Genomic DNA, 25,605 nt, shown 5'->3' on the forward strand with positions numbered 1-25,605 from the left:
GCCGCATGCCGCAATACACATCCGAACAAGTGGCGCAATTTGCGCCGGACGCCGCCAGCGCGCAAGCCGGACGGGGCTTGGCGCGGCCTGATAAGTGGCAAAGTCTGCAGCGTAACGGCGCGATGCTGTGGGGCTTATGCAAAGGCAGCGGCAAAGAACCATACCGCACGCAATGTGACTTAAGCGCTCCGGCGTGGCGCTGTACCTGTCCCTCGCGTAAATTTCCCTGCAAACATGGGCTCGCCCTGTTGTTCATGTTCGCTGCGCAGGAAAGCGTTTTTAGCGAAGCGGCCTTGCCGGATTGGGTGCAAGCCTGGCAAGACGCGCGCGCACAGCGCAGCGCCGCCAAACAACAGCAGAGCACAAGCGTCGCGGAGCAGGCGCAGGCAGCCGCGCGCGCGGCGCAACGTGCGCAACAGCGCAATCAAGAGGTGGATGCCGGCTTGCAGGAATTTTCACGCTGGCTGCAAGACCTGATGCGGAATGGTTTGATCGTCGCCCGCAGCCAACCTTATGCCTATTGGGATCAGGCGGCGGCGCGCCTGGTGGACGCCAAAGCCGGCGCGCTGGCGCGCCGCGTGCGCAGCCTGCCGCGCGCGTTTGCCGGCGATGATTGGCAGCAGCGCGCCTTGTTTGAACTCGGCCTCTTGCAACTCATCATTCAAGCCTGGGGACAGTCAGCTGATTTGCCGCCGGCTTTGCAAGAAGATGTGCGCGGCGCGCTGGGCTGGAGTCAGGAGCAGGCGCGCCTGCAACAGCAGCAAGGCGTGGCCGGGCGTTGGCTGGCGTTGGGCTGGCGTGTGGTGGAAGAAGATGATCTGGCGCAGCGGCGTTGCTGGTTGCATGATCTGGACAGCGGACGTATGGCGCTGTTGCTGGATTTCAGCCCGCTGCGTATGCCATTCGCCAGTGCGGCCCCGCTGCCCGGCGTCTTGCATGAAGGCGAAATCGTGTATTACGCCTCGCATTGGCCGCAACGCGCGCTGTGGCGCGGCGCGGCGCCGGCGCCGGGACAGGCGTGGCGCGGACAGCTCACGCACGTCTTGCATGATATCGAACAATTATTGGCCGCCCACGCGCAGGCGCTGGCGCAATTGCCCTGGCTGGAACGGGCCTGCTATCTGCTAAACGATGTGTACGCCGCGCGCGCTGAATCCGGCTGGATGATTTGCGATGCGCAAGGACGCGCCTTGCCGCTGGCGTCTGCCTCCAGCGACGCCCTGTGGCGCGTGCTGGCGCTCAGTGGCGGCGCGGCGCTTTGCCTGGCCTTGGAATGGGACGGACAAAGCTTGTATCTGCTGGGGCTGGCGCACGATGCGGCCTGGCGCAGCTTAAGTCCGCTGGAGTGGTGATGAGTCTGCAGCGTTTTCAAGACGAATGGCGCGCCTTGGCGCAAGCCGCCCTGTCCGGCAGCGCACAGCGTCCGTGGCAAGTCGCCAGCAAGGAAGAGACGGCGCAATCCTGGTGCGGCTTGTTAGAGCAGATTGCGCAAAGCCCGCTCAGTATGGAGCAGCGTATGTTGCAAGCGGCTGCGCTATTGCGCTGGGTCGCCGCGTGCGCCGAGGGCGCGCCGAGTCCGCTTTTGCAATTGCCGCCCCGCGCCGGGGACGCACAAAAAGCCCCGGCCACGGCGCAACAATGCGCCTTGCTGCAGGAACTGTTCAGTCTGGAATTGCATGATTGCCTGGCGCATTGGCTGGCCGGCGCACAGGCCGCGCAAATTGCGATTCCGCCTGTCTTATTGCCGCGCATGCTGGATTGGGGGCGGCAGCACATTCCCTTGCGCCAAGCGATTGCCGCCGCACTGGATGTGCGCGGACAGTGGCTGGCGCGCTTGCATCCGGATTGGCGCTGGGCCTTGCGGGAAGAAAGCAGTGTTGCGCTGGATGCGCAAGTCTGGCTCACTGGCCGGCTGGAAGAGCGCGCCCAATATTTGCGCCAATGGCGTCAGCGCGATCCGGCGGCGGCGCGCGCAGCCCTGCAGGCAGTGTGGGGCGAAGAAAAAGCTCAGGGCCGGCAAACCTTGCTGGCGGCGCTGGAAAGCGCATTGTCGGAGCAGGACGCCGCCTGGCTGGACAGCATATTGCAAGACAAATCCAAGCCTGTGCGGCAGCAAGCTTTGCAGCTGTTGCGCTTGCTGCCGCACAGCAGCTGGCGCCGCCGTATGCGTGAACGCGCGCATGCCGCCTTGCGTCTGGAGCGCAGCAGCCCCAAGCATATACTGGGACGCATGGCGCAAGGCGTGCGCAATTTGATCGGCAGCGAGGCGGCGGCGGATTGGACCTGGCGGCTTGAGCTGCCGGCCAGCTTTACGCCGGACATGCTGCAAGACGGCATGGAGCAAAAGCCGGCGGTGGGCAAGGGCGAGCGCGCCTGGTGGCTGACGCAAATCCTGGCCGCTGTGCCGGCGCGTGACTGGTTTGCCGATGACTGTCCCTTGTTTGGCGATGACAGCGAGACCGCGCGCCAAGCCGCGTATCAAGTCTTGCTGCAATTGTGTCAGGGCCACGAATGGGAAAAATTATTGCGCCAAGCGCTGCAGGAAAACGCCAGCCTGTATCGCGAGCGCGCGCTGGCGCAAGCCTTGCTGGCCGGTAAAACGCTGATGCAATGGCGCGCCGAAACGCGCAGCGAAAGCCTGGACTTTGCCTTGCTGAAACTGTTGCCGCCGGCGCAGCTGCATGCCTTGCTGCGCCAGCATTTGGGCGAATTGTCGCAGGCGGCGCCGAACCGCATCGCGCTCATGCGCGACACTCTGTTCCCCCTGCTGGAAAGCTTGCAGCAGCAGAGCTGGGAATATGAGAGCAGCGCGGCCCTGCTGGAATTTGCCAACGCTGTCTTATTGCAGGAAAAGGAAATGCAAACCCACGCCTTGCGCCACTGGTTATGGCTGCTCGCGCCGCGTTTGGATTTGTCCGCCTTGCAGGCATGGTGGAGCGCCATGACGCCGGATGGGCGCGCCTTGCTGGGCGGTTTCGGCACCCCCTATATTCCGGACAAAATGCCGGTCTTAATCGATTTCCGCAGTCGGCTGGCGCAAGCCTTCGCCGCCGCGCTGCCTCAACCTGGAGAGCTTGCATGAGCGAAGTCTTGCGCCAGCATGGCGAACAACAATATGCCGAAGAATTGGCCGAATTGGCGCGCAGCGACCAGCGCGCCCGGCCTGCGCAATGGCGTCTGTCACCTTGGGCGGTGTGTGACTATTTGCTCGGCTGCACCCTGGAAAATGGTTTTGTGGTGCAGCCCAAATACATTGGCGCGCGCCGTCTGGTGGAAATCGCCGTCGCCACCCTGGCCACCGACCGCGCCTTGCTCTTGTATGGCGTGCCCGGCACAGCGAAAAGCTGGCTGTCTGAACATCTGGCGGCGGCCATCAGCGGCGATTCGACCCTGCTGGTGCAAGGCACTGCCGGGATTTCAGAAGAAGCGATGCGCTATGGCTGGAATTATGCGCGCCTGCTGGCGCAAGGCCCGAGTATGGAAGCGCTGGTGGAAAGTCCCTTGATGCGCGCCATGCGCCAGGGACAGTTATGCCGTGTCGAAGAATTGACCCGCATTCCGGGCGAAGTGCAAGACACCCTGATTACGGTCTTGTCGGAAAAAACCTTGCCGGTGCCGGAACTGAATCTGGAAGTGCAGGCGCGGCGCGGCTTTAATCTGATCGCCACCGCTAACAATAAAGATCGTGGCGTGAATGAATTGTCGTCCGCGCTGAAACGCCGTTTCAATACCGTGGTGCTGCCGCTGCCGGCGGATATTGACAGCGAAGTCGAGATCGTGCAGCGGCGTGTCAGCAGCCTGGCGCAGCAATTGCAGATTCCAGGCGAACTGGCGGCGCTGGAACAAATCCGCCGCGTGGTCACGATGTTCCGCGAATTGCGCGATGGCGTCACCGCAGACGGCAAAACCAAACTCAAAAGCCCCAGCGGCACATTGTCCACCGCCGAAGCGATTTCCGTGATTGGCCATGGTATGACGATGGCGGCCCATTTCGGCGACGGACTGGTGCAGGCGCAAGACCTGGCTGGCAGCGTGGTCGGGGCGATTGTCAAAGATCCGGTGCAAGACCGTCTGGTGCTGGCGGAATATCTGGAAACTGTGATCAAAGAGCGCGACGGCTGGAAAGACCTGTACCGCGCTTGCCGCGAAATGTGTTGATATGAAATCGGCTGCAGGCGCAGTACGCATCTACGGCATCCGGCATCATGGCCCGGGGTCGGCGCGCGCTTTGATGGCGGCGCTGGCGCAACAGCCGCCCGATATCTTGCTGGTCGAAGGGCCGCCCGAAGCTGATGCGCTGGTGGAATTGGCTGCGCATGCTGAGATGCAGCCGCCGGTCGCGCTTTTGCTGTATGCGGCGGAAGACAGTTCGCGCGCCGTGTTTTATCCCTTTGCCGAATTTTCACCGGAATGGCAGGCGCTGCAATACGCCAACCGCGCGGCGATTCCATTACGGTTTTTTGATTTGCCGGCGGCGGTCAATCTGGCAGCGCAGGAAGCGGCGGCCAACCCGGCGCAGCAGGACGAAGCCGGGCCGCCGCCTGCGCCAACTGATCCGCTGGATCATTATGCGCAACTGGCGGGATACCCGGATGGCGAGAGTTGGTGGGACGCGATGATCGAAAGCCGCCAGCATGCCCAAGCCTTGTTCGACACTGTGCTGGCAGCCATGCGCGACCTGCGCGAGCATGTCCCGCCTGCCAGCGGCGCGCGCGCCTTGCGTGAAGCGCGGCGCGAAGCCGCCATGCGGCAGCATATCCGCGCTGCGCAAAAAGAAGGCTTTCAGCAGATCGCCGTGGTGTGCGGCGCCTGGCATGCGCCGGCCTTGTGCGACTTGCCGCCGGCCAAACAGGATGCCGCCTTGCTCAAGGATTTGCCTAAGTGCAAAGTGATGGCGACCTGGATTCCCTGGAATTATCAGCGCTTGAGTATGGAAAGCGGTTATGGCGCCGGGATTGTGTCACCCGGCTGGTATGAATTTTTATTTGCGCAGCGCGCCAATCCGGCTGGCGAATATGCGCCGCAATTGGTGGAACGCTGGATGAGTCATGTGGCTGCGGTCTTGCGGCAGCATGATTTGCCGGCCTCCACCGCCGAAGTGATTGACGCGGTGAATCTGGCGCGCGCCTTGGCGCTGTTGCAGGAACGCAGTGAAGCCGGCTTGCAGGAGTGCAATCAGGCGGCGGCGGCGGTGTTGTGCATGGGCGCGGAAACTCCGCTGCAATGGGTGCGCCAGGAATTGATTGTCGGCCAGCGTATGGGCAGCGTGCCTTTGGCAACCCCGGCGGCGCCGATTGCGCGCGATCTGGCGGCATGCCAAAAAAGCCTGCGCTTGAAGGTCAGCGCCGATCATCAAGATCTGGAACTGGATTTACGCAAAGAAAATGATGTTGAACGCAGCCGCCTGTTGCACCGTTTGCAATTGCTGGATGTGCCCTGGGGCAAACCGGGACAGGGTGGCGGCGGGCGCGGCACCTTCCGTGAAAGCTGGCGTTTGTGCTGGGAGCCGGAATTTGCGCTGCGCGTGATTGAGGCCGGGCGCTACGGCCAAACCGTGGCCGCCGCCGCCGCTGCGCGCGCGCAGGAATTGGCGCTGGCGGCGCAGGATTTGCCAACTCTGGGCGCCTTGTTGTCGGATTTGATGCTGTGTGATTTGCAAGAGGCTTTGCCGGCCTTGCTGCAAAGTCTGGATGCGCTGGCGGCGCGCACCGCAGACCAGTCCCATTTGCTGCTGACCTTGCCGCCCTTGCTGCATGCTTTGCGTTACGGCGATGTGCGCGGCCAGCATCAACGCTGGCAGGGACAGCTTGAAGTGCTTTGCCGCAGTATGTTGGCGCGCATTGCGGTCGGCCTGTGCGGCGCTTGCCGGCATATCAATGCCGATGCCGCGCGCCAATTGCTGGGCGGGATTGTGAAAGTGCAGCAAGCGCTGGCCGTGGCGCAAAACGATGAATTTGACACTGCCTGGCGCCAGACGCTGAACAGCCTGGCGCAGGATCGCGCAGTGCAGCCCTTGCTGTGCGGGCGCGCCAACCGGCTCTTGCATGACTGCGCCGCCCTGCCGCTCGACATATTGGCGCAACGCCTCGCGCTGGCGCTCTCTGATCCGCAGCCGGAACATGGCGCAGACTGGATTGAGGGCTTGCTGGCCGACAGCGCCTTATTGCTCTTGCATGATGAAGCTTTATGGCGGATTCTGGATAACTGGCTAAGCGCTTTGGACGGCGCGCACTTCACTGCCGTTTTGCCGCTGTTGCGGCGCGCATTCGCCAATTTCGCGCCAGCGGAGTTGGCGCAAATCGGCCAGCTGGCGGCGCAGGGCGCGCGTGCGCCTGCAGCTGCGCCTCAGGTGTGGCATGCGGCGCGGGCGGATGCGCTTGTCCCCTTGGCGCGCTTGATACTGGGAGGCGCATGATGCAAAGCGGATGGGAAGAGCAGGATCTTGCGGCGCGCCGTTTGCAACGCTGGCGCCTGGTATTGGGCGGCAGCGCTGAGCAGCAGACGCCTTTAGCCGGCGATGCTTTGCAAATCGACCGCGCGCTGGGCGCTTTATATGATCAGGGCGGGCGCCGTGGCGGTCTGGGCGCATCGGCCCCGAATGTGGCGCGCTGGCTGGGCGATATCCGCAAATATTTCCCGCAACAGGTGGTGCGCGTGCTGCAGCAGGATGCGTTGCAGCGCTTGAATTTGCAATCCATGTTGTTGGAGCCGGAGTTATTGCAATCACTCACCCCGGATGTGCATCTGGCCGCCAATCTCGCAGCACTGGGACATATCATGCCGGAGCAGGTGAAGCAGACTGCGCGCCTGGTGGTGCGGCGGGTGCTGGATGATTTGGAGCGCCGTCTGAGTTTGCCGATGCAGCAGGCGGTGCGCGGCGCGCTCTCCCGCCACAGCCGCAAGCGACGTCCGCGCAGCAGTGAAATTGACTGGGCGCGCACCATTCGCGCCAATTTGCGTCATTATCTGCCGCAGCAAAAACAACTCATTTTGCAAACCCTGCACGGCTTTGGCCGGCGCCAGAGCAGCTTGCGCGATGTCGTGCTGTGCATTGACCAAAGCGGTTCGATGGCGACTTCCGTGGTGTACGCCAGCGTATTCGGTGCGGTGCTGGCGTCCTTGCGCGCGGTGCAGACGCGCATGGTCTTGTTTGACACCCAAGTGGTGGATTTGAGCGATAAGCTGCAAGATCCGGTGGATGTCTTGTTCGGCGTGCAATTGGGCGGCGGCACTGATATCAATCGCGCGCTGGCGTATTGCCAAACGCTGATCACGCGGCCACAGGAAACGGTGTTGATTTTGATTTCTGATCTGGAAGAGGGCGGCGATGCGCGGCAAATGCTGGCGCGCAGCGCGCAATTGCAAGCCGCCGGGGTGCAAATGATTGCGCTGTTGGCCTTGAATGATGAAGGCAGTCCGGCGTATTCGCAGCAGATGGCGCAGGACTATGCGGCGCTGGGCATTCCGGCTTTCGCTTGCACCCCGGATTTATTTCCGGGTTTGATGGCCGCAGCCTTGCAACGTGAAGATATCGGCCTGTGGGCCGCCCGCAATGAATTGCAAACCGCCGCCCCGGTGGCCATGCAGGGAGCATAATCATGTCCCCCACTATGCAGCCGGATTTTGGCAAAAAGTCGCAGGCCGGGTTGCGCGCAGCGATAACCCGGCGTCCGACAGTATGTATGTCACACAGGCGCGGCAGCGAGCGATAAATAAGATTGGCGGCAACCATTCCATGCCATAGCAACACTCAGGTGGAGTAATCATGATGTCCCAAAATCAGAACCCGGCCATGACCCGCTCCTGGCTTGTGATCACGCTCAGTGCGGCGGCGCTGCTGATGGTGACGATGGGAGTGCGCCAGTCCATGGGTTTGTTTGTCTCGCCTTTGAATACGGCCAGCGGCCTGGGGTTGGTCAAGATCAGTCTGGCGCTGGCGATTGGCCAATTCATGTGGGGCGCGATTCAGCCGGTGGCAGGGGCCATGGCAGACCGCAATGGCCCGGCATCGATTTTAGCGCTCGGCCTGGTGCTGTTGGCGCTGGGGTGTGCGCTGGCGCCGTTTTTGCAAACCCAATTCGGCTTGATTGTCAGTCTCGGGCTGTTGATGGCGGCGGGGGCCGGAATTGGCAGTTTTTCGATTTTGATCGGCGCTGCTTCGCAGCACTTGCCGGCAGAAAAGCGCGCCATGTCAGCCGGTATGGTGAACGCCGGCGGCTCGTTCGGCCAGTTTGTGTTTGCGCCGTTTTCGCAATTCATGATCAGCGCGTTTGGCTGGATGGCGGCTTTGTGGACGCTGGCCGGCATCGCCCTCGCCAGTCTGCCGCTGGTGCGTCCTTTGCGTGGTCAGCCCAAGGCCAAACATGCGGATGGCGGCGTCAAGCAGGCCCTGCGCGACGCCTTCCGCAATCCCGGTTATCTGCTCTTGCATCTGGGCTTTTTCACCTGCGGCTTTCATATCGCGTTTTTGGTGACACACCTGCCGGGCGAAATCGCCTATTGCGGTTTGCCGGATGCCCTGGCCGGCAAGGCGCTGGCGCTGATTGGTTTGGCGAATGTCGCCGGCAGTCTGGGGGCGGGCTGGATTATGGGACGGGTGCGCGCCAAATATGTGCTGTTTTGGATGTACGCCTCGCGCGCATTGATGGTGCTGTTTTATTTGCTGGCCCCCAAGACTGAGTTGACCTTTTATATTTTCGCAATCGGTCTGGGCGCCACCTGGCTGGCGACGGTGCCGCCGACCATTGGCTTGACCGGAAAATTATGCGGCATGTCGTATCTGGCCACGCTGTTTGGCATGACCATGCTGACGCATCAGATCGGCGGCTTTCTCGGGGCCTGGCTGGGCGGACTGGCGTTCACCCGTTTCGGCAATTTTGATTGGATGTGGTACGCCGATATCGCCTTGGCGGCGCTGGCCGCACTGGCGCATTTGCCGATCCGTGAAGAGCGGCTGGCGCCGGCGCCGGCTTGAGTTGCAATCGGTATCAGCAGGGCTTGCCAGCGCCAGGCGTGCGAATGAGCGCGCCGGTTTTCAAGTTCACTTCCAGATTTGCGCCAAGCCTGTCTTGAATCTCCAGCACTCCGGCGTGGCCATCAAAAAATGGTGGCGTATGACAGCGCCAGTAGATGGATGAGGCGCTGAATTCAAATTTGCTGATTTCTTCCTTGCTGTAAATATCCGCCAATGCATAACTGCGCACATGTTTGCCTGTCGCGGCGTACAGCGCAATCACATGCTTGCCAATGCCTGCGTTATGCCAGTTATCCAGTGTGACTAACTCGCCGCTATCGGCCAATGCAGCAAACAAGGGTGCAATCGGATTTTGCAGCGTAATGGACAGGGCCTTTTCATATTTTCCAGTGGATTGCATGCGGTAGTAAACCGCGCTTGCCATTTCTCCTTTGGCAGCGCCGCTAAAGCCATACACTTGACTCATATTGTCGCCAGGGATGATGCGCGCCACGATATTGCCTGAAGGACTGATTATGCCTGTGATCTTGGCTTTAGCCCAAGAATCGGCCTGCCCATGCATGCAGCAAGTGAGCAGGTAAAGTGGAAGCAGATATTTCATCATTGAAGCAGAGCTTATTCAAGCCGCCAGCATCAAAAACACGCAGGGTTTTTTCTGAAAATCCGGCAGCGCCATTTTCTTCCATTGCGCTATGGTGTGCGTGCTCACCGTTTCATCCGGCAAACTCAGATGCACTGCGCAGCACAGCAGCGTGCCGGGCTGGCAGTTTTGCAAAAAGGCTTTGAACAGGGCTTCATTGCGGTACGGCGTTTCAATGAAGAGCTGGGTTTGCTTTTCCTGGCGTGAGCGCAGTTCCAGCTCGCGCATGCGTTTGGCGCGCTGCGCCGCGTCTTGCGGCAGGTAGCCGTGAAAGGCGAAGCTTTGGCCGTTCATGCCGCTCGCCATGACTGCCATCAACAGCGAAGAGGGGCCAACCAGGGGACGCACCGTTACGCCTTTTTGATGCGCCAGACGCACCAGCGCGCTGCCGGGATCGGCCACTGCCGGCACCCCGGCTTCTGAGATCAAGCCGCCGTCCTGACCGTCCAGAATCGGTTGCAGCAGTTGCGGCAGCTGCGCCGCCTCCGTTTGCACATTCAGCTCGGCAATGCGGATTTCCTGCAGCGGGCGGGCCAGGGGATGTTGTTGCGACAGCAGTTTTAAATGGGCGCGCGTGGTTTTTGCGTTTTCCGCCACAAAATAGGGCAGGCGCGCCGTCAGCGCTTGCACTTGCTGCGGAATGATCCAGTCCAATTGTTGCGCCGGATCTTGCGCCGGCAAACCGAGTGAGTGCGGGATCAAATATAAAATGCCGGGCATCATCCTGGCTTCCTCAGTTGGGTTGGCCCTGGCACACCGTTTTCCGGCTTCCCGGCTGGGCGCAACGACGGCGCAGACGCATCTCTGCCAGCAGGCGCAAGAACGCTGGTGAGTCGGAAAACAAGGAATCGGGACAGTAGCGCATTCAGCCAATAGATGAATGTGTTGTTTGCAGGAAATTTCAATATATTCATATGGTTATCGAAGCCTAAAAGCGGTCAGCTGAGGAAGCCGGGATCATACATCCAGACCGAAAAAAGGCATGCCGCGCGCGCGCAACATGCTGCATAACGCGATCAGCGGCAGGCCGGTTAAGGCGCTCGGGTCGCGATTATCGATTTCTTCAATCAAGGCGATGCCAAGTCCTTCATTTTTTGCGCTGCCGGCGCAGTCATATGGCTGTTCCAGATGCAGATAGGCATCCAGCTCGGCATCCGGCAAATTGCGCATGCGCACCGTGACCGTGATGTTTTCAGCCTGCACATGGGCCGGCGCACAGCGCGTGTCGAGCAGGCATAAAGCCGTGTGGAATTGCACTGTCTGGCCGCGCATGAATTGCAATTGCGCCAGTGCGGCGGCATGCGCGCCGGGTTTGCTCAGACGCTGGCCATGCAAGGTTGCGACTTGATCCGAGCCGATGATCAGGCTGTCGGGGAATTGCGCCGCCAGATGCTGCGCCTTGGCCTGCGCCAGGCGCAGCGCGGTTTGCTCAGGCGCTTCGCCGGGCAGTGCGCTTTCATCGATATCCGGGGCTTGCGCGACGAAAGGCAGGCGCAGGCGGCGCAGCAATTCAGCGCGGTAAGCAGAGCCTGAAGCCAGCACCAGGCGTGGCAGGGAAGAAGGATTGGACATGGCTTTCAAATGGGAAACAGGGTAGAATCATGCGCTGCATAAAAAAAGCCGGGCAGACTTTGACGCATGCATGGTTTTCCTGTTATTATCGCAGGTTTTCCGGATCTGGCGAAGCCGGCCTGCGTCTCGCCTGGCAAAATACCATGGATGATCTGATATTCGACCCTTATGCTTTTGCACGCCAACATCTGCGGCGCGAAGGCAGTTTCAAATTGCGCGAATTGACGCGCCTGGCGGCGGAGTCTGTGCCGCACACTGATTTGGAGCGCAGTTTGCAGTGGTCTTTGCAGGGCGGAGTGGATAAAGAGCATGATTTGCCTTTGATTTCCATGCAGGTCAGCGGTCAGCTCGAATTGCAGTGTCAGCGTTGCCTGAAGCCGTTTTTATGGACGCTGGACTCAAGCAGCACCCTGGTGTTGGCGCGCGATGAAGCGCATGCCGATGAGCTGGAAGAAATGCTCGATGACGACAGCCTGGATGTGCTGGCGCTTGAGCAGCAAACCCCGATTATGCAATTGATCGAAGATGAGGCGCTGTTGGCGCTGCCGCTCTCGGCGCGGCATGAGGTGTGCCCGGATGGCAACCCGCTCGATCAGTTGGATGATGCGAAAGAATCTCCGTTTGCAGCTTTGCAAAAGCTCAAACAACATTGATAAGACCGGATGCGGGGCGTATGGATCAGCCCCGGCGGCGGCCCCAGGCTACGGGTGGCGCACATCAGGCGCACGCGATGACTGCAAGCGTGTCAGGATTTTGCAGCAGAGAAGATGCGTCAAATGGCGCATTGCTTGTGTTAAAATTTCAAATCTTTTGGATTAGGAGCTGTCATGGCTGTTCAACAAAACAAGAAATCGCCGTCCAAGCGCGGCATGCATCGTTCGCACGACTTCCTGGTGGCTACGCAAACCGCGATTGAGCCGACCACTGGCGAAGTGCATCTGCGTCACCACATCAGCCCGAACGGTTACTATCGTGGCCGTAAAGTGCTGAAGACCAAGAACGACGAATAAGCATTTCTGCGGGCGCTTTATGCGCCCGCCGTCATTTGCAGCCAGGCTTGGCTTGGCGCATTCCCCATCTCAGCGATTGTCCAAGCGCCATGAAGCAGCCTGCAGCCGGTCCGGTTTGTCTGTCCTGTCACGCCTGCTGCGCTTGCATTGCAGAATCAAAATATGACAATCAAAATCTCGATTGACTGTATGGGCGGGGATCATGGCCCCTGCGTCACCGTACCGGCTGCGCTTGCATTTGCCAATGCAGAGCCGGATGCTGAATTGATCCTGGTCGGTAAACAGGATGCAATCGAAGCTGAACTCATCAAGCTTAAAGCCCAATCCCACCCCCGACTCTCCATTCTGCCCGCCAGTGAAGTGGTGGAAATGGATGACACCCTCGAAGTCGCCTTGCGGCGCAAAAAAGATTCCTCGATGCGGGTCGCCATCACCCAGGTGAAAAATGAGCAAGCCCATGCCTGTGTGTCCGCCGGCAATACCGGGGCCTTGATGGCGATTGCGCGGTATGTCCTGAAAACCCTGTCCGGGGTGGATCGTCCTGCGATTTGCAGCGTGTTGCCGAATCAAAAAGACGGCCCGACCTATATGCTGGATCTGGGCGCGAATGTCGATTGCGAACCGCACCATTTGCACCAGTTTGCGATTATGGGAACAGTGCTTGTGCGCGCCATGGAAAATGTGGCGCAGCCTGCCATCGGCTTATTGAATGTCGGCGCGGAAGATATCAAGGGCAATGATCTGGTCAAGCAAACCGCGCGCTTATTGCAAGCGGACCATGAAAAAGGTCTGCTCAATTTCTATGGCAATGTTGAAGGCAATGATATTTTCGCCGGCACGACTGATATCGTGGTGTGCGATGGCTTTGTCGGCAATGTCACGCTCAAAGCATCTGAAGGGTTGGCGCGACTGGTTAAGAGTGTGCTGACTGCCGAATTCAAACGCACCTGGCTGAATATGTTGGGGGCCTTGATTGCGCGTTCGGCATTGGCGGCGATCTCGCGCCGTTTGAATCCTTCGCGTTATAACGGTGCCTGTTTACTCGGGTTGCGCGGCCTGGTATTTAAAAGCCATGGCAGCGCGGATGCGTATTCATTTGAATGGGCGATCCGGCGCGCATATGAGGCAGCCAAATACAATTTGCTTTCGCATATTTCCAGCTCAATCGCCGAGTTGATTCCACAGCCTGCTGCAAATTCCCCGCCTGCGGATATAATCGCGTAATTTCCAATAGGCAAAAAGAGGGACGACATGGCGCGCTACAGCAAAATTCTGGGCACCGGCAGTTATCTGCCAGACAGACGGGTGACCAATCAAGATCTGGCGGCGCAACTGGCGGCAAAAGGCATCGAAACGTCCGATGAATGGATCGTTTCGCGCAGCGGTATTTCTGCGCGCCATTACGCGGCGCCCGGACAGCTGGCCTCCGATCTGGCGCTGCAAGCCGCGCAACGCGCGCTTGCGATGGCGGCGCTGTCCGCCGATCAGGTTGACCTCATCATTTTCGCCACCTCGACCCCCGATTTCCTCGGCGGCTTTCCCAGCACCGCCTGCGTCTTACAGCAAAAACTCGGCATCCGGAATCACTGCGGCGCCTTCGATGTGCAGGCCGTGTGCAGTGGCTTTATTTATGCACTGACCGTGGCTGACAGCATGATCAGAAGCGGTGTGCATAAGAATGTGCTGGTGGTTGGCGCGGAAGTGTTTTCCCGGATTTTGAATTTTGATGACCGCACTACCTGTGTGTTGTTTGGCGATGGCGCCGGGGCGATTTTGCTGGGCGCTTCAGAGCAGCCGGGTTTGCTCTCCTGTCGTGTGCATGCGGATGGGCAGCACACGGATATTTTGTGTGTCCCCGGTCAGGTTTCCGGCGGTGCGCTGGAAGGCAGCGCCTTTTTGCATATGGATGGTCAGGCGGTGTTCAAGCTGGCGGTGACAGTGTTAGAGCAGGTTGCGCATGAAGTTTTGCAGGCGGCCGATATGCAGGCTGCGCAAGTGGATTGGTTGATCCCGCATCAAGCGAATATCCGCATCATGAAAGGCACAGCCAAAAAACTGGGCCTGCCCTTGGATCGTATGGTGGCGATGGTGGCCCAACATGGCAATACCTCCGCCGCCTCGATTCCCCTGGCGCTGGATTGCGCGGTGCGCGATGGCCGCATCCAGCGCGGTCAGCATGTGTTGATGGAGGGTGTGGGCGGCGGCTTCACCTGGGGCGCCGCGCTGGCCCGCTTTTGAGATTCCTGCACAGGAATTGTGTTTGAACGAAGGATGCAGATGAAGAATTTCGCGTTTGTCTTTCCCGGCCAAGGTTCGCAAGCCGTCGGCATGTTGAATGGCTTTGCTGATAATCAGGCGGTGGCGCAAACGGTGGCGCAAGCTTCCGATATTCTGCGCCAGGACTTGGCGCAGTTGATTGCGCAAGGCCCGAAAGAAGAATTGGACATCACCACGAATACCCAGCCTTTGATGCTGACCGCCGGGGTGGCGTTTTTCCGCGCCTGGCAGGCAGCCGGCGGCGCGCTGCCAAATGTGGTGGCCGGGCACAGCCTGGGCGAATACGCTGCGCTGGTGGCGGCTGGCGTATTGCAGTTTGAAGATGCGCTGCCGCTGGTGCGCTATCGCGCCGGCGTGATGCAGGAAGCCGTGCCGCTTGGCGCGGGCGGCATGGCGGTGGTGCTCGGCTTGTCCGATGAGGCCGTGCAGCAAGCCTGCGCCGCTGCGCAGCAAGCCTGTCCCGGTCAGGTAGTGGAAGCGGTGAATTTCAATGCGCCGGCGCAAGTTGTGATTGCCGGCCACAATGAGGCCTTGGATGCGGCCTGCGCCAAAGCCAAAGAGCTTGGCGCCAAGCGTGCGATGCGCTTGCCGGTTTCCGCGCCTTTCCATTCCTCACTGCTGCAGCCCGCCTCGCAAAAATTGCAGGCGTATATGCAGGATATCAGCTTCAGCGCGCCGCAGATTCCCTTAATCAATAATGTGGATGTTTGCGTGGAATTTGATCCGGCGGCGATTCGCGCCGCATTGGTGCGCCAGGCCGCCAGCCCGGTGCGCTGGGTGGAAACGCTGCAGGCCATGGATGCAATGGGCGTGACGCATGTGATCGAATGCGGGCCGGGCAAAGTATTGCATGGCTTGAATAAGCGCATCGTGCCGGAAATTGTTTCGGATGCGCTGTTGGATGCAGACAGTATGGCGCGCATTGCCGCGCTGCTGGCGGATTAATACGGGGGGGAAGTGAATGAATTTGCAAAATGAAGTGGCATTGGTGACCGGCGCTTCGCGCGGCATCGGACGTGCGATTGCGCAGGAATTGGCGCGCCAGGGCGCGCGCGTGGTCGGCACCGCGACCAGCGAAAGCGGCGCGGAAGCGATCAGTGCGGCTTTGCGTGAAGTGCGGCCGGACGCCGGATTCGGCATGGTCTTGAATGTGACTGACGCGGCGGCATGTGAAGCGGTGGTGGCGCGCGTGCAAAAAGAATTCGGCAGCCTCTCAGTGCTGGTGAATAACGCCGGGATTACCGCCGACCAATTGGCTGCGCGCATGAAGGATGATGAATGGGAGCGGGTGATCGCCACCAATCTGAGCGCAGTGGGACGCATGTCGCGCCTGGTGTTGCGCGGCATGATGCGCGCCAAACATGGCCGCATCATCAATATCACTTCAGTGGTGGCCAGCTCCGGCAATCCGGGACAGATCAATTATTGCGCTGCGAAAGCCGGGGTTGAGGGTATGAGCCGCTCGCTGGCGCAGGAAATCGGCAGCCGCAATATCACCGTCAATTGCATTGCGCCGGGCTTTATTGATACCGATATGACGCGCGCGCTGACAGAAGAGCAAATCGCCGCGCTGTTGCAAAAGATTCCGCTGGCGCGCTTTGGGCAACCTGAAGACATCGCCGCCGCCTGCGCTTTCCTGGCTTCGCCGCAAGCCGCTTATATCACCGGCAATACGCTGCATGTGAATGGCGGCATGTATATGGCGTAAATCCGCCTTTAAACACAGTTGCCGCTTTGAAAATGGCGGCAATTGGGCGAACTTGGGCTTGAAAAGGCCCATGTTTGCGAAAAAAGCTGAAAATGGTTTTTCCCTGCGCAAACCTGCTAAAATGCGCGCACTTTCTGTAACATAACTGGAGCATAAACATGTCCGATATCGAACAACGCGTGAAGAAGATCGTCGCTGAACAACTGGGCGTCGCTGAAGTAGACATCAAGAATGATTCTTCCTTCGTCGATGATCTGGGCGCCGACTCGCTCGACACGGTTGAACTGGTGATGGCGCTGGAAGATGAATTCGAGATGGAAATCCCGGATGAAGAAGCAGAAAAAATCACCACGGTGCAACAGGCGATTGATTACGCTACCGCCCACGTCAACAAGGGCTGATTTCCGCCCGCAATTTTTCTCTGTCTTTCCAGGAGAATCGCTTGAGCCGCATTTCTGATCGCCGTGTCGTCGTCACCGGCCTGGGTTGTATTTCGCCGGTAGGCAATACGGTAGCCGACACCTGGCAGGCATTATTGGCCGGGAAATCCGGTATCGACAAGATCACGCAGTTTGACGCCAGTGCTTTCGCCTGCCAGATCGCAGGCGAAGTCAAGGGCTTCAACATCGAAGATTATCTGCCAGCCAAAGAAGCGCGCCATATGGATCGTTTCATTCATTTTGGCATGGCGGCCAGCATCCAGGCCGTGCAGGACAGCGGTTTGGAAGTGACGGACGCAAACGCGGACCGGATCGGTGTGCTGGTCGGCTCCGGCATTGGCGGCTTGCCGATGATTGAAGAAACGCATCAGGAAATGACGAAACGCGGCCCGCGCCGTATCTCGCCTTTCTTTGTGCCGGCTTCCATCATCAATATGATTTCCGGCAACCTGTCCATCAAATATGGCTTGCGCGGGCCGAATATGGCCATCGTGTCAGCCTGCACCACAGGCTTGCACAGCATAGGCGTGGCGGCGCGCATGATTCAATGCGGCGACGCCGATGCGATGTTGGCCGGCGGCTCGGAATCCACTGTTTCCCCGCTCGGGGTGGGCGGTTTCGCCGCCGCCCGCGCGCTGACGCAGCGCAATGATGATCCGGCCACCGCATCCCGTCCCTGGGATAAGGATCGCGATGGTTTTGTGCTGGGCGAAGGCGCTGGCGTGATGATGCTGGAAGAGTATGAGCACGCGAAAGCGCGCGGCGCCCGCATTTACGCCGAAGTCACCGGGTTTGGCATGAGTTCTGACGCCTACCATATGACTTCGCCGCTGGAAGATGGCAGCGGTGCGCGCAAGTGCATGCTGGCAGCGCTGGCGAATGCCGGCTTGGCGGCGGATCAGATTGACTATGTGAATGCGCATGGCACTTCGACGCCCTTGGGCGACGCCGCTGAAACGGTGGCGATCAAGGGTGCGCTGGGCAGCCATGCCGGCAAGGTGGTGGTCAGTTCGACCAAATCCATGACCGGGCATTTGCTGGGCGGCGCGGGTGGCCTGGAATCGGTGGTTACTGCGCTGGCGATTTATCACCAGATCGCACCGCCGACCATCAATATCTTTAACCAGGATCCGGCATGTGATCTGGATTACTGCGCCAACCAGGCGCGTGAAATGCAGATCCGTTATGCGCTGAAAAACTCGTTCGGCTTTGGCGGTACCAACGGCTCCTTGGTATTTGGCCGGGTTTGAAGCGGGCGCAGCGCAAGCTGAACGTTTGTCGATAAAGCGCCGTCCGTGGCGACACGGATGGCGCTTTTTCTATGCGGGGGCGGAATGTTGATCGAATTGCGGCCACGCCGCATTTTGTTATTGCTGCGACTGGCCTTGTCGCTGCCGCCCGCCATCGCGGCCTTGCTCTTGTTGCGGATGGAGTTGACGCCGTTATGGCGCTGGCTTGGCCCGTCCTTGTGCGCTTGCTTATTTCTGATGCAATGCTGGCCATTTGCGCAAGAACGGCGGCGCTATCGATTACAGCTGGCGAATGGCATACTCAGCCTGTGCTGGGCGGGCGCCGATTTGCAATGGAATCAACCGCAAGAAGCGCAATTGCAGCGCGGCAGTTTTTTCTGGCCTGGTCTGTTATGGTTGCGTTTGCGCACTGCGGATCGCAGAATGCATCACCTGCCGGTCAGTTGTTATTGTCTGTCGCAGCCTGAGTTCCGGCAGCTGGCGCGCCATTTGCGCGCGCTGGATGCTTGATGGCGGATTGGACTTGGTAAATATTTTGGGGAACTTCTGTTGGCGTCCAGACTCACAGCAGCAAATGACAAGCATTCTGGATGCTGGCAAAAAAACAAGGGAAGCGGGGAGTGACGAGCGAGCGCGATACGGATTTGTTGTTGGTCAAGCGCGTACAGGAAGGGGATAAGAAGGCCTTTGATTTGCTGGTGTTGAAATACCAGCGCAAGCTGTTGCGGCTGGTGTCGCGCTTTGTGCGAGACCAGGCGGAAGCGGAAGATGTGGTGCAAGACGCCTTCATCAAAGCTTACCGCGCACTGCCTCAGTTTCGCGGCGAAGCGGCGTTCTATACCTGGCTGTACCGGATTGGCATCAACACAGCCAAAAATTATCTGGCCACCCATGGCAGTCGTGCGCCCACCTCGACTGAGGTGGATGCGCAGGAGGCTGAAACTTTTCAGGATGCCGAGCAACTAAGGGATAACAATACGCCAGAGTCTTTGCTGGCGACGAAGCAAATCGCAGCGACCTTGAGCGCGGCGATGGAAGGACTGTCGGAAGATTTGCGCACAGCGATTACTTTGCGTGAAATCGAGAGTTTGAGTTACGAAGAGATAGCGGAATTGATGGGTTGCCCGATAGGAACGGTGCGCAGCCGGATTTTCCGGGCGCGCGAAGCGATCGCACAGAAGTTGCGGCCTTTGCTGAACGTCGGAAATGACAAGCGCTGGTGACCGCACAAGGGGAAAATGATGGATAGCAAGCAGGAAAAAATTTCAGCCCTGATTGATGGGCAACTGGAATCCGAACAAATCGATGCGCTGCTGCAAGAGCTGGCGCAGGACGATGCGCGCGCTGATTGGGATGTGTATCACCGCATCGGCAATTTGTTGCGGGCGGAAGATGAGGTCAACCCGGGTGCGGATTTTTCCGCCCGCATGGCGGCCCGTTTGGCGCAGGAAGCGCCGCACCGGCCTGCGCTTGCAGCGGCGCAAACCGAACCAGCCGTGCAGCCCGCCTTCGTCGCGCCATCCGCGCCGCACGCTGAAAAACGCCGCCGCTGGACGCTGGCCTCGCTGGCTGCAGCCGGCGGCGCTTTACTGGCATCGCTGGGTATCTTGGGCACGCAACAGGTGATGCTGGCGCAAAACAGCGCCAAGCCGGCGCTGCATGAAACCCGGATGGCGGCGCACAATCCGCAGGCGCCGGTGGTCTTGCTGGCGAGTGCCGGCGGCAGCGCGCCGAAAGCAGTGCCGACCACATCCAGCGGTGCGGCGTGCGTGGAAAAGAGTGAACGCGTGATCGCGAACGGCAAAGCGGAAGAAATGGTGATGCTGCGCGATCCGGAAATCGATCAATACTTAATGGCGCATCAGCGCTATTCCAATTCTCTGCACAGCGCGGCGCAATATGCGCGTTCCGCGAATTTTGCAGCCGATGCGCAGAAATGAGGTGGCCGGTGCGAGGTAGCATGTTGGCGACAGCCGCCGTTTTGCAGCGCGTGTTGTGCATTTGCCTGTTTTGTTGCGCATCGCTTGCGTTTGCCACAGAAACCACGCTGGATGCGGCGCAGGCCCAGGAGTGGCTCAAAAAAATCCAGTCCGCTGCGCAAAAACTCAATTATTCCGGCACCTTCGTCTATCAGGAAGGCAGTCAGGTGCGCACTTCACGCATCACGCATGTGGTGGAGGGCAGAAATGAGATGCAAAAGCTGGAAATGCTGGATGGCAAGGCGCGCGAATATGTTCGCAACAATGATGAAATCGCCTGCTATGTGCCGGAAAGCAAGACGATTCTGATCGAGAAAAAAGCGACGCAGGATGTGTTTCCGGCAATTTTTGGCCCCAATCTGGAACTCGTGGCCAACTATCAAATCAAAAAAGCCGAGGTCGATCGGGTCGCCGGTTTTGATTGCCATACGCTGATTTTGGAGCCGAAAGACAATCTGCGCTATGGCTATCGGCTGTGGGTGGAAAAAAACACCGGTTTATTGTTGCGGGTGCAAACCATCAATGAACGCAATGAACTGGTGGAACAGGTTTCCTTCACACAGCTCAAGATCGGCGACATCGAGCGTAACCGGGTGAAATCGGGATTCGCTGACACCAGCGGCTGGCGTATTGAGAATGCGCAGGCGAACGAAACCCCCTTACCGCAGTGGCAGGTGAAGTGGCTGCCGCCGGGGTTCCGTAAAACCCGCGAACTTAAGCGTCAGGTGGCTGACCTGCAAAACGGCGGGCGCCGGGAAGTTGCGCAAATCGTGTTTTCTGATGGCCTGGCGGCGATTTCAGTGTTTATTGAAGCCGCCTCAGCGCCGCGCACTGAAGGTTCGCGCCAGCAGGGGGCGATGAATATCGTCAGCAAAAAGCTGGGTGAGTTCTGGCTGACCGTGGTCGGTGAAGTGCCGATGACGGCGTTGCGCCAGGTAGCGAATACGATTGAATATAAACCTGTCAAATAATAGGTGAAAGCAAGATGAGTTATACAGCCAAGTTCAACAAAACCCTGTCTGCATTGGCGCTCGGTTGCAGCGCTGCATTGTTTGCCCCGGCGGCATTACTGGTGACGCCGCTCGCGGCGCACGCCGCGCCGGCCTCGCAATTGCCGGATTTTGCCGAACTGGTGGAAAAAACCGGCCCGGCGGTGGTGAATATCCGCACCACTGAAAAAGCCCGTGTGCAACAGGGGTTCCCGGGATTTGATGATGACGATGCGCAAGAGTTTTTCCGCCGCTTCTTCGGTATTCCGCTGCCGCGCCAGCAGCAGCCCGGCCCCAATCAGCGCCGCCGCAACCAGCCGCAGGCGGAAGAGGAAGTGCCGCGCGGCGTCGGTTCCGGCTTCATTATTTCCGCTGATGGCTATGTGTTGACGAATGCGCATGTGATTGATGGTGCGGATGAGGTCTATGTCAAGCTCACCGACAAGCGCGAATTCAAGGCTAAAGTGGTCGGGCTGGATAAGCGCACCGACGTCGCGGTGGTGAAAATCGAGGGCAATAATCTGCCGCGCCTGACGATTGGCGACTCCAACAAAATCCGCGTCGGCGAATGGGTGATTGCCATCGGCTCGCCGTTTGATCTGGATAACACCGTGACCGCCGGCATTATTTCGGCCAAGGCGCGCGACACTGGCGACTATCTGCCGCTGATCCAAACCGACGTGGCGGTCAACCCCGGCAACTCCGGCGGCCCGCTGATTAATATGCGCGGCGAAGTGATCGGCATCAATTCCCAGATTTACAGCCGTTCCGGCGGCTATATGGGGATTTCCTTTGCGGTGCCGATTGACGAGGCGATGCGGGTGGTGGATCAGCTCAAATCCACCGGCAAAGTCAGCCGTGGCCGTCTTGGCGTGCAAATCTCGGACGTGACCAAGGAAGTGGCGGAATCGCTGAATCTGCCCAAGGCGCACGGTGCGCAAGTGCGGCGTGTGGAGCCGAACACCCCGGCGGATAAAGCCGGTTTGAAGGCGGGCGACATCATCCTCAAATTCAATGGCGCGGCGATTGAAAAATCAAGCGACTTGCCGCGCCTGGTCGGCAACACCAAGCCGGGCACCAAGAGCACGCTGTCAGTCTGGCGTGGCGGTGCGGCGCGCGATATCACCCTGGTGCTGACGGAAATGGAAAGCGACAAGGTGAATAAGCGCGACAGCGGCAAGAACAAAGGCGAGCATGCCGCCAATGCGCTGGGTCTGGTGGTGTCGGATTTGAGCGAAGCGCAAAAATCCGAGCTGAAGGTGAATGGCGGCGTGGTGGTGGACGGCGTCGATGGGCCGGCGGCGCGCGCTGATCTGCGTCCGGGCGATGTGATTTTGCAAGTCAATAATGCGGAAATCCGTGACGCCAAGCAATTCAATGCCTTAGTCGCCAAGCTTGACACCAAGCGCGCGGCTGCGGTGCTGGTCTTGCGCGGCGGTTCTTCGCAATTCGTCTCGATCAAACCACAAGCTGCGCAATAAACACCGGCTTGGCAAACTGAAAACGGGCAGCCGCGCGCTGCCCGTTTTTCTTCCATGAAGAGGTTGCATGAAACAGCTGATTTTATATTCCCGCTCGTATTGCCATCTGTGTCATGAGATGGAGCAGGCCTTGCGCGCGCAGTTTGACTTAAGCGGGGTGCGGCTTGAGGTGCGCGATGTGGATGCCGATGAACAGGCCGTGGCGCGCTGGGATGAGCTGGTGCCGGTTTTGCTGGCGCTGCAAGCGGATGGACAGGAGCGCGAACTGTGCCACTATTTTCTGGATGCGGCGGCTGTCGCTTCCTGGTTGCAAGAGTAAAATTTCTGATAAGCAGCGCAATTGCCTGGTGCGCGCTGGAAATCCGGCGCCGGGGCGGGATTTCAGCAGGGAAATCGGCTACAATGCCGGCTGACTGTGCGCAGCCGCTGGATTCCCCGCACCCTGAGCGAATGGATGATGCCGGCCACATTGCTGAAATGTGGGCGCGCACCTGATTGGCATTGCAATATTTTCAAATAATTAATGAACAACATACGCAATTTTTCCATCATTGCCCATATTGACCATGGCAAATCCACGCTGGCTGATCGCATCATTCAATTATGCGGCGGCCTGTCTGATCGCGAAATGGAAGCGCAGGTGCTCGATTCAATGGATCTGGAGCGCGAGCGCGGCATCACCATCAAGGCGCAAACCGCAGCGTTGCACTATAAGGCGCGCGACGGCCAGATTTACAATCTGAATCTGATTGACACCCCTGGCCACGTCGATTTTTCCTATGAAGTCAGCCGCTCGCTTTCCGCCTGTGAGGGCGCGTTGCTGGTGGTTGACGCCTCGCAAGGGGTGGAGGCGCAGACGGTGGCCAACTGCTACACCGCGCTTGACCTCGGGGTGGAAGTGACGCCGGTGCTGAATAAAATCGACCTGCCCAACGCTGACCCGGAATCCGCCTGCGCCGAAATCGAAGATGTGATCGGGATTGACGCCAGCGACGCCGTGCAATGCTCAGCCAAGACCGGCATGGGGGTGGAAGATGTGCTGGAAGCGCTGATTGCGCGCGTGCCGCCGCCCAAGGGAGATCCGCAGGCGCCGACGCAAGCTCTGATCGTTGATTCCTGGTTTGATAACTATGTCGGCGTGGTGATGCTGGTGCGCGTAATGAACGGCGTGCTGCGTCCGAAAGACAAGATTTTGCTGATGGCCACCGGCGCCACTTACCAGATTGAAAGCGTGGGGGTGTTTACGCCGAAATCGGTGTCGCGCGAAGAATTATCCGCAGGCCAGGTGGGCTTTGTGATCGCCGGCATCAAAGAATTGAAGGCTGCGCGCGTGGGTGACACGCTGACTCTGGCGGCAAAGCCGGCCCCGGAAGCCTTGCCGGGTTTTAAAGAAGTGCAATCGCAGGTGTTCGCAGGCCTCTTCCCGGTCGAAGCGAATCAATACGACGCGCTGCGCGACTCGCTGGAAAAGCTCAAGCTCAACGACGCCGCCTTGCAATACGAACCGGAAGTCTCGCAGGCTTTGGGTTTTGGTTTCCGCTGCGGCTTCCTCGGTCTGTTGCACATGGAAATTGTGCAAGAGCGCTTGGAGCGCGAATTCGATATGGACTTGATCACCACCGCCCCAACTGTGGTGTATGAAGTCGAGTTGAAAGATGGCACGGTGATGAGCGTGGACAATCCGTCCAAGATGCCTGAGCCGCCCCGCATCGCCGAAGTGCGTGAACCGATCGTGACGGTCAATCTGTACATGCCGCAAGAGTATGTTGGCTCAGTGATCACACTGTGCACGCAAAAACGCGGCGTGCAGATGGACATGAGCTATCACGGCAAGCAGGTCAAGCTGGTCTATGAAATTCCGATGGCCGAAATCGTGCTCGACTTCTTTGACAAACTCAAATCCACTTCGCGCGGCTATGCTTCGATGGATTATGAGTTCAAGGAAAACCGTTCCTCCGACGTGGTCAAGGTCGATATGCTGATCAATGGCGATAAGGTGGATGCGCTGGCGATTATCGTGCACCGCTCGAATGCTCAGCACCGGGGGCGTCAAGTGGCGGCCAAGATGCGTGAATTGATTCCGCGTCAAATGTTTGACGTGGCGATTCAGGCGGCAATCGGTTCCACCATCATCTCGCGTGAAAACGTGAAAGCGTTGCGTAAAAACGTGCTGGCGAAATGCTACGGCGGCGACATCACGCGTAAGCGCAAATTGCTGGAAAAGCAGAAAGCGGGTAAAAAACGCATGAAACAGGTGGGCAGCGTGGAAATTCCGCAAGACGCTTTCCTGGCAATTTTACAGGTGGATGAAAAATGAAAATCATGGCTGTGCTCGGTCCCTATTTTCAGATCGGGCTGTTTGTTCTGATGATCATCACCGGCGTGATTTGGGCGCTGGACCGGTATGTCTTGAGCAAAAAACGCCGTTTGGCGGCAGATGCCGCGCTGGCGGAGTTTGATGCGCGTCAGGCGCATCTGGTCAAAGAAGGCATCAAGGTTGATGGCGATCAGAGCGAAAAGCGGATGGAAATTGAAAAATCCATCATGCGCACGCCGACCTGGGTTGAATATACCGGCGCGTTTTTCCCGGTGATTGTGCTGGTGTTTTTTGTCCGTTCTTTCCTGTTTGAGCCGTTCAAAATTCCCTCCAGCTCCATGGTGCCGACGCTGCAAGTGGGTGATTTGATCCTGGTGAATAAATATACCTATGGCATCCGCCTGCCTATCATCAATAAAAAAATTATCAGCATCAATGAGCCTAAGCGCGGCGATGTGATGGTGTTCAAATACCCGCCGGACACCTCGCTGGACTATATCAAGCGCATTGTCGGCGTGCCGGGCGATAAGGTCGAGTATAAGAACAAGCGATTGAGCATCAATGGCCAGCCGGTTGAGTACAAAGAATTGCCGGACTATCTGAGCAATGAAAGCCTGCGGTATATGCGGCAATTGAATGAGAATCTGAATGGCGTGAGTCATAATATTCTCACCGACGATGCGCGCCCGCCCTATCTTGTGCCGGCGCCGGATAATTTCCCGCAGCATGAGCGTTGTACTTACAATACAGAGGGCTTTGTCTGCACCGTGCCGCCGGGGCATTATTTTATGATGGGCGATAATCGCGATAACAGTCTGGACAGCCGCTGGTGGGGTTTTGTGCCGGACGAAAACATCGTTGGCCGCGCCTTCTTTGTCTGGATGAATCTGGGCGACTTGAAGCGTATTGGCAGTTTCCAATGATGCACAGAGGGCAGGGCGGAGACGCTCTGCCGCTTGTCTGGCGGC

25 protein-coding genes are annotated in these 25,605 nt (G+C 58.8%); 22 read left to right on the forward strand and 3 right to left on the reverse strand.

Translation table 11 applies throughout. The features are described 5' to 3' along the window. Window positions 1–5 precede the first annotated feature (5 nt). The 6 genes from V8J88_RS02530 (at window position 6) to V8J88_RS02555 (ending at window position 8,974) form a co-directional block, all read left to right on the forward strand. A complete protein-coding gene (locus tag V8J88_RS02530; protein ID WP_338847591.1) occupies window positions 6–1,352 on the forward strand; it encodes an SWIM zinc finger family protein in 1,347 nt (448 codons plus the stop codon). Continuing rightward, entirely contained in the window at window positions 1,352–3,082 is a 1,731-nt protein-coding gene (locus tag V8J88_RS02535; protein WP_338847593.1) for a DUF5691 domain-containing protein, read from the forward strand. Before V8J88_RS02530 ends, V8J88_RS02535 begins: the two co-directional genes overlap by 1 nt. Continuing rightward, a complete protein-coding gene (locus tag V8J88_RS02540) occupies window positions 3,079–4,158 on the forward strand; it encodes an AAA family ATPase (protein ID WP_338847594.1) in 1,080 nt (359 codons plus the stop codon). The genes V8J88_RS02535 and V8J88_RS02540 overlap by 4 nt, the downstream gene beginning before the upstream one ends. A gap of 1 nt (window position 4,159) precedes the next feature. Next, window positions 4,160–6,415 carry a DUF5682 family protein gene (locus tag V8J88_RS02545; RefSeq protein WP_338847595.1) on the forward strand — a complete coding sequence of 752 codons (2,256 nt, stop codon included), beginning with the start codon at window positions 4,160–4,162 and terminating at the stop codon, window positions 6,413–6,415. Then, entirely contained in the window at window positions 6,412–7,596 is a 1,185-nt protein-coding gene (locus tag V8J88_RS02550) for a VWA domain-containing protein (protein WP_338847596.1), read from the forward strand. The genes V8J88_RS02545 and V8J88_RS02550 overlap by 4 nt, the downstream gene beginning before the upstream one ends. Before the next feature lie 169 nt (window positions 7,597–7,765). Continuing rightward, complete coding sequence (locus tag V8J88_RS02555; RefSeq protein WP_338847597.1) at window positions 7,766–8,974, forward strand: MFS transporter; 1,209 nt, start codon at window positions 7,766–7,768, stop codon at window positions 8,972–8,974. A 13-nt stretch (window positions 8,975–8,987) separates the two neighbouring features. Here the strand turns inward: V8J88_RS02555 and V8J88_RS02560 are convergent, their stop codons facing one another. From V8J88_RS02560 to V8J88_RS02570, 3 genes are all read right to left on the reverse strand, one after another. Then, entirely contained in the window at window positions 8,988–9,467 is a 480-nt protein-coding gene (locus tag V8J88_RS02560) for a hypothetical protein (protein ID WP_338847598.1), read from the reverse strand. A 126-nt stretch (window positions 9,468–9,593) separates the two neighbouring features. Beyond that, window positions 9,594–10,334: an SAM-dependent methyltransferase gene (locus tag V8J88_RS02565; protein ID WP_338849985.1), complete on the reverse strand. Its 741-nt coding sequence runs from the start codon at window positions 10,332–10,334 to the stop codon at window positions 9,594–9,596. A gap of 237 nt (window positions 10,335–10,571) precedes the next feature. Next, the gene (locus V8J88_RS02570) at window positions 10,572–11,186 is read right to left on the reverse strand and encodes a Maf family nucleotide pyrophosphatase (RefSeq protein ID WP_338847599.1); all 615 of its coding nucleotides are present in this window, start codon (window positions 11,184–11,186) and stop codon (window positions 10,572–10,574) included. Window positions 11,187–11,329: 143 nt separating this feature from the next. Between V8J88_RS02570 and V8J88_RS02575 the strand changes: the two genes are divergently transcribed. The 16 genes from V8J88_RS02575 (at window position 11,330) to lepB (ending at window position 25,560) form a co-directional block, all read left to right on the forward strand. Further along, window positions 11,330–11,839, forward strand: coding sequence for a YceD family protein (locus V8J88_RS02575; protein WP_338847600.1), 510 nt, complete (start codon window positions 11,330–11,332; stop codon window positions 11,837–11,839). A 174-nt stretch (window positions 11,840–12,013) separates the two neighbouring features. Continuing rightward, window positions 12,014–12,196: a 50S ribosomal protein L32 gene (gene rpmF / locus V8J88_RS02580; RefSeq protein WP_338847601.1), complete on the forward strand. Its 183-nt coding sequence runs from the start codon at window positions 12,014–12,016 to the stop codon at window positions 12,194–12,196. Between the two features lie 162 nt (window positions 12,197–12,358). After that, complete coding sequence (gene plsX / locus V8J88_RS02585; protein ID WP_338847602.1) at window positions 12,359–13,420, forward strand: phosphate acyltransferase PlsX; 1,062 nt, start codon at window positions 12,359–12,361, stop codon at window positions 13,418–13,420. A gap of 27 nt (window positions 13,421–13,447) precedes the next feature. Continuing rightward, window positions 13,448–14,434: a beta-ketoacyl-ACP synthase III gene (locus V8J88_RS02590; protein WP_338847603.1), complete on the forward strand. Its 987-nt coding sequence runs from the start codon at window positions 13,448–13,450 to the stop codon at window positions 14,432–14,434. Window positions 14,435–14,473: 39 nt separating this feature from the next. Beyond that, a complete protein-coding gene (gene fabD / locus V8J88_RS02595) occupies window positions 14,474–15,418 on the forward strand; it encodes an ACP S-malonyltransferase (RefSeq protein ID WP_338847604.1) in 945 nt (314 codons plus the stop codon). A gap of 16 nt (window positions 15,419–15,434) precedes the next feature. Further along, window positions 15,435–16,181, forward strand: coding sequence for a 3-oxoacyl-ACP reductase FabG (fabG, locus tag V8J88_RS02600; protein ID WP_338847606.1), 747 nt, complete (start codon window positions 15,435–15,437; stop codon window positions 16,179–16,181). A gap of 158 nt (window positions 16,182–16,339) precedes the next feature. Beyond that, complete coding sequence (gene acpP / locus V8J88_RS02605; RefSeq protein ID WP_338847607.1) at window positions 16,340–16,582, forward strand: acyl carrier protein; 243 nt, start codon at window positions 16,340–16,342, stop codon at window positions 16,580–16,582. A 50-nt stretch (window positions 16,583–16,632) separates the two neighbouring features. Continuing rightward, window positions 16,633–17,871 carry a beta-ketoacyl-ACP synthase II gene (fabF, locus tag V8J88_RS02610; RefSeq protein ID WP_338849986.1) on the forward strand — a complete coding sequence of 413 codons (1,239 nt, stop codon included), beginning with the start codon at window positions 16,633–16,635 and terminating at the stop codon, window positions 17,869–17,871. Between the two features lie 84 nt (window positions 17,872–17,955). Next, a complete protein-coding gene (locus V8J88_RS02615; RefSeq protein WP_338847608.1) occupies window positions 17,956–18,381 on the forward strand; it encodes a protein YgfX in 426 nt (141 codons plus the stop codon). 80 nt (window positions 18,382–18,461) lie between these two features. Next, window positions 18,462–19,094, forward strand: a complete 633-nt coding sequence (gene rpoE, locus V8J88_RS02620) for an RNA polymerase sigma factor RpoE (RefSeq protein WP_338847609.1) — start codon at window positions 18,462–18,464, stop codon at window positions 19,092–19,094. A gap of 15 nt (window positions 19,095–19,109) precedes the next feature. Then, on the forward strand, window positions 19,110–19,811 hold the full coding sequence (locus tag V8J88_RS02625) for a sigma-E factor negative regulatory protein (protein ID WP_338847610.1): 702 nt from the start codon (window positions 19,110–19,112) through the stop codon (window positions 19,809–19,811). Between the two features lie 20 nt (window positions 19,812–19,831). Then, window positions 19,832–20,821 (forward strand): MucB/RseB C-terminal domain-containing protein, encoded by a 990-nt coding sequence (locus V8J88_RS02630; RefSeq protein ID WP_338847611.1) that lies wholly within the window; start codon window positions 19,832–19,834, stop codon window positions 20,819–20,821. Between the two features lie 14 nt (window positions 20,822–20,835). Then, window positions 20,836–22,320, forward strand: a complete 1,485-nt coding sequence (locus V8J88_RS02635) for a DegQ family serine endoprotease (RefSeq protein WP_338847612.1) — start codon at window positions 20,836–20,838, stop codon at window positions 22,318–22,320. 67 nt (window positions 22,321–22,387) lie between these two features. Then, entirely contained in the window at window positions 22,388–22,639 is a 252-nt protein-coding gene (locus V8J88_RS02640; RefSeq protein ID WP_338847613.1) for a glutaredoxin family protein, read from the forward strand. A gap of 204 nt (window positions 22,640–22,843) precedes the next feature. Next, window positions 22,844–24,637, forward strand: coding sequence for a translation elongation factor 4 (gene lepA, locus V8J88_RS02645; protein ID WP_338847615.1), 1,794 nt, complete (start codon window positions 22,844–22,846; stop codon window positions 24,635–24,637). Beyond that, window positions 24,634–25,560, forward strand: a complete 927-nt coding sequence (lepB, locus tag V8J88_RS02650; protein ID WP_338847616.1) for a signal peptidase I — start codon at window positions 24,634–24,636, stop codon at window positions 25,558–25,560. The genes lepA and lepB overlap by 4 nt, the downstream gene beginning before the upstream one ends. The last annotated feature ends 45 nt before the right edge of the window (window positions 25,561–25,605 follow it).

The organism is Massilia sp. W12, from assembly GCF_037300705.1.
Lineage (GTDB): Bacteria > Pseudomonadota > Gammaproteobacteria > Burkholderiales > Burkholderiaceae_D > JACPVY01.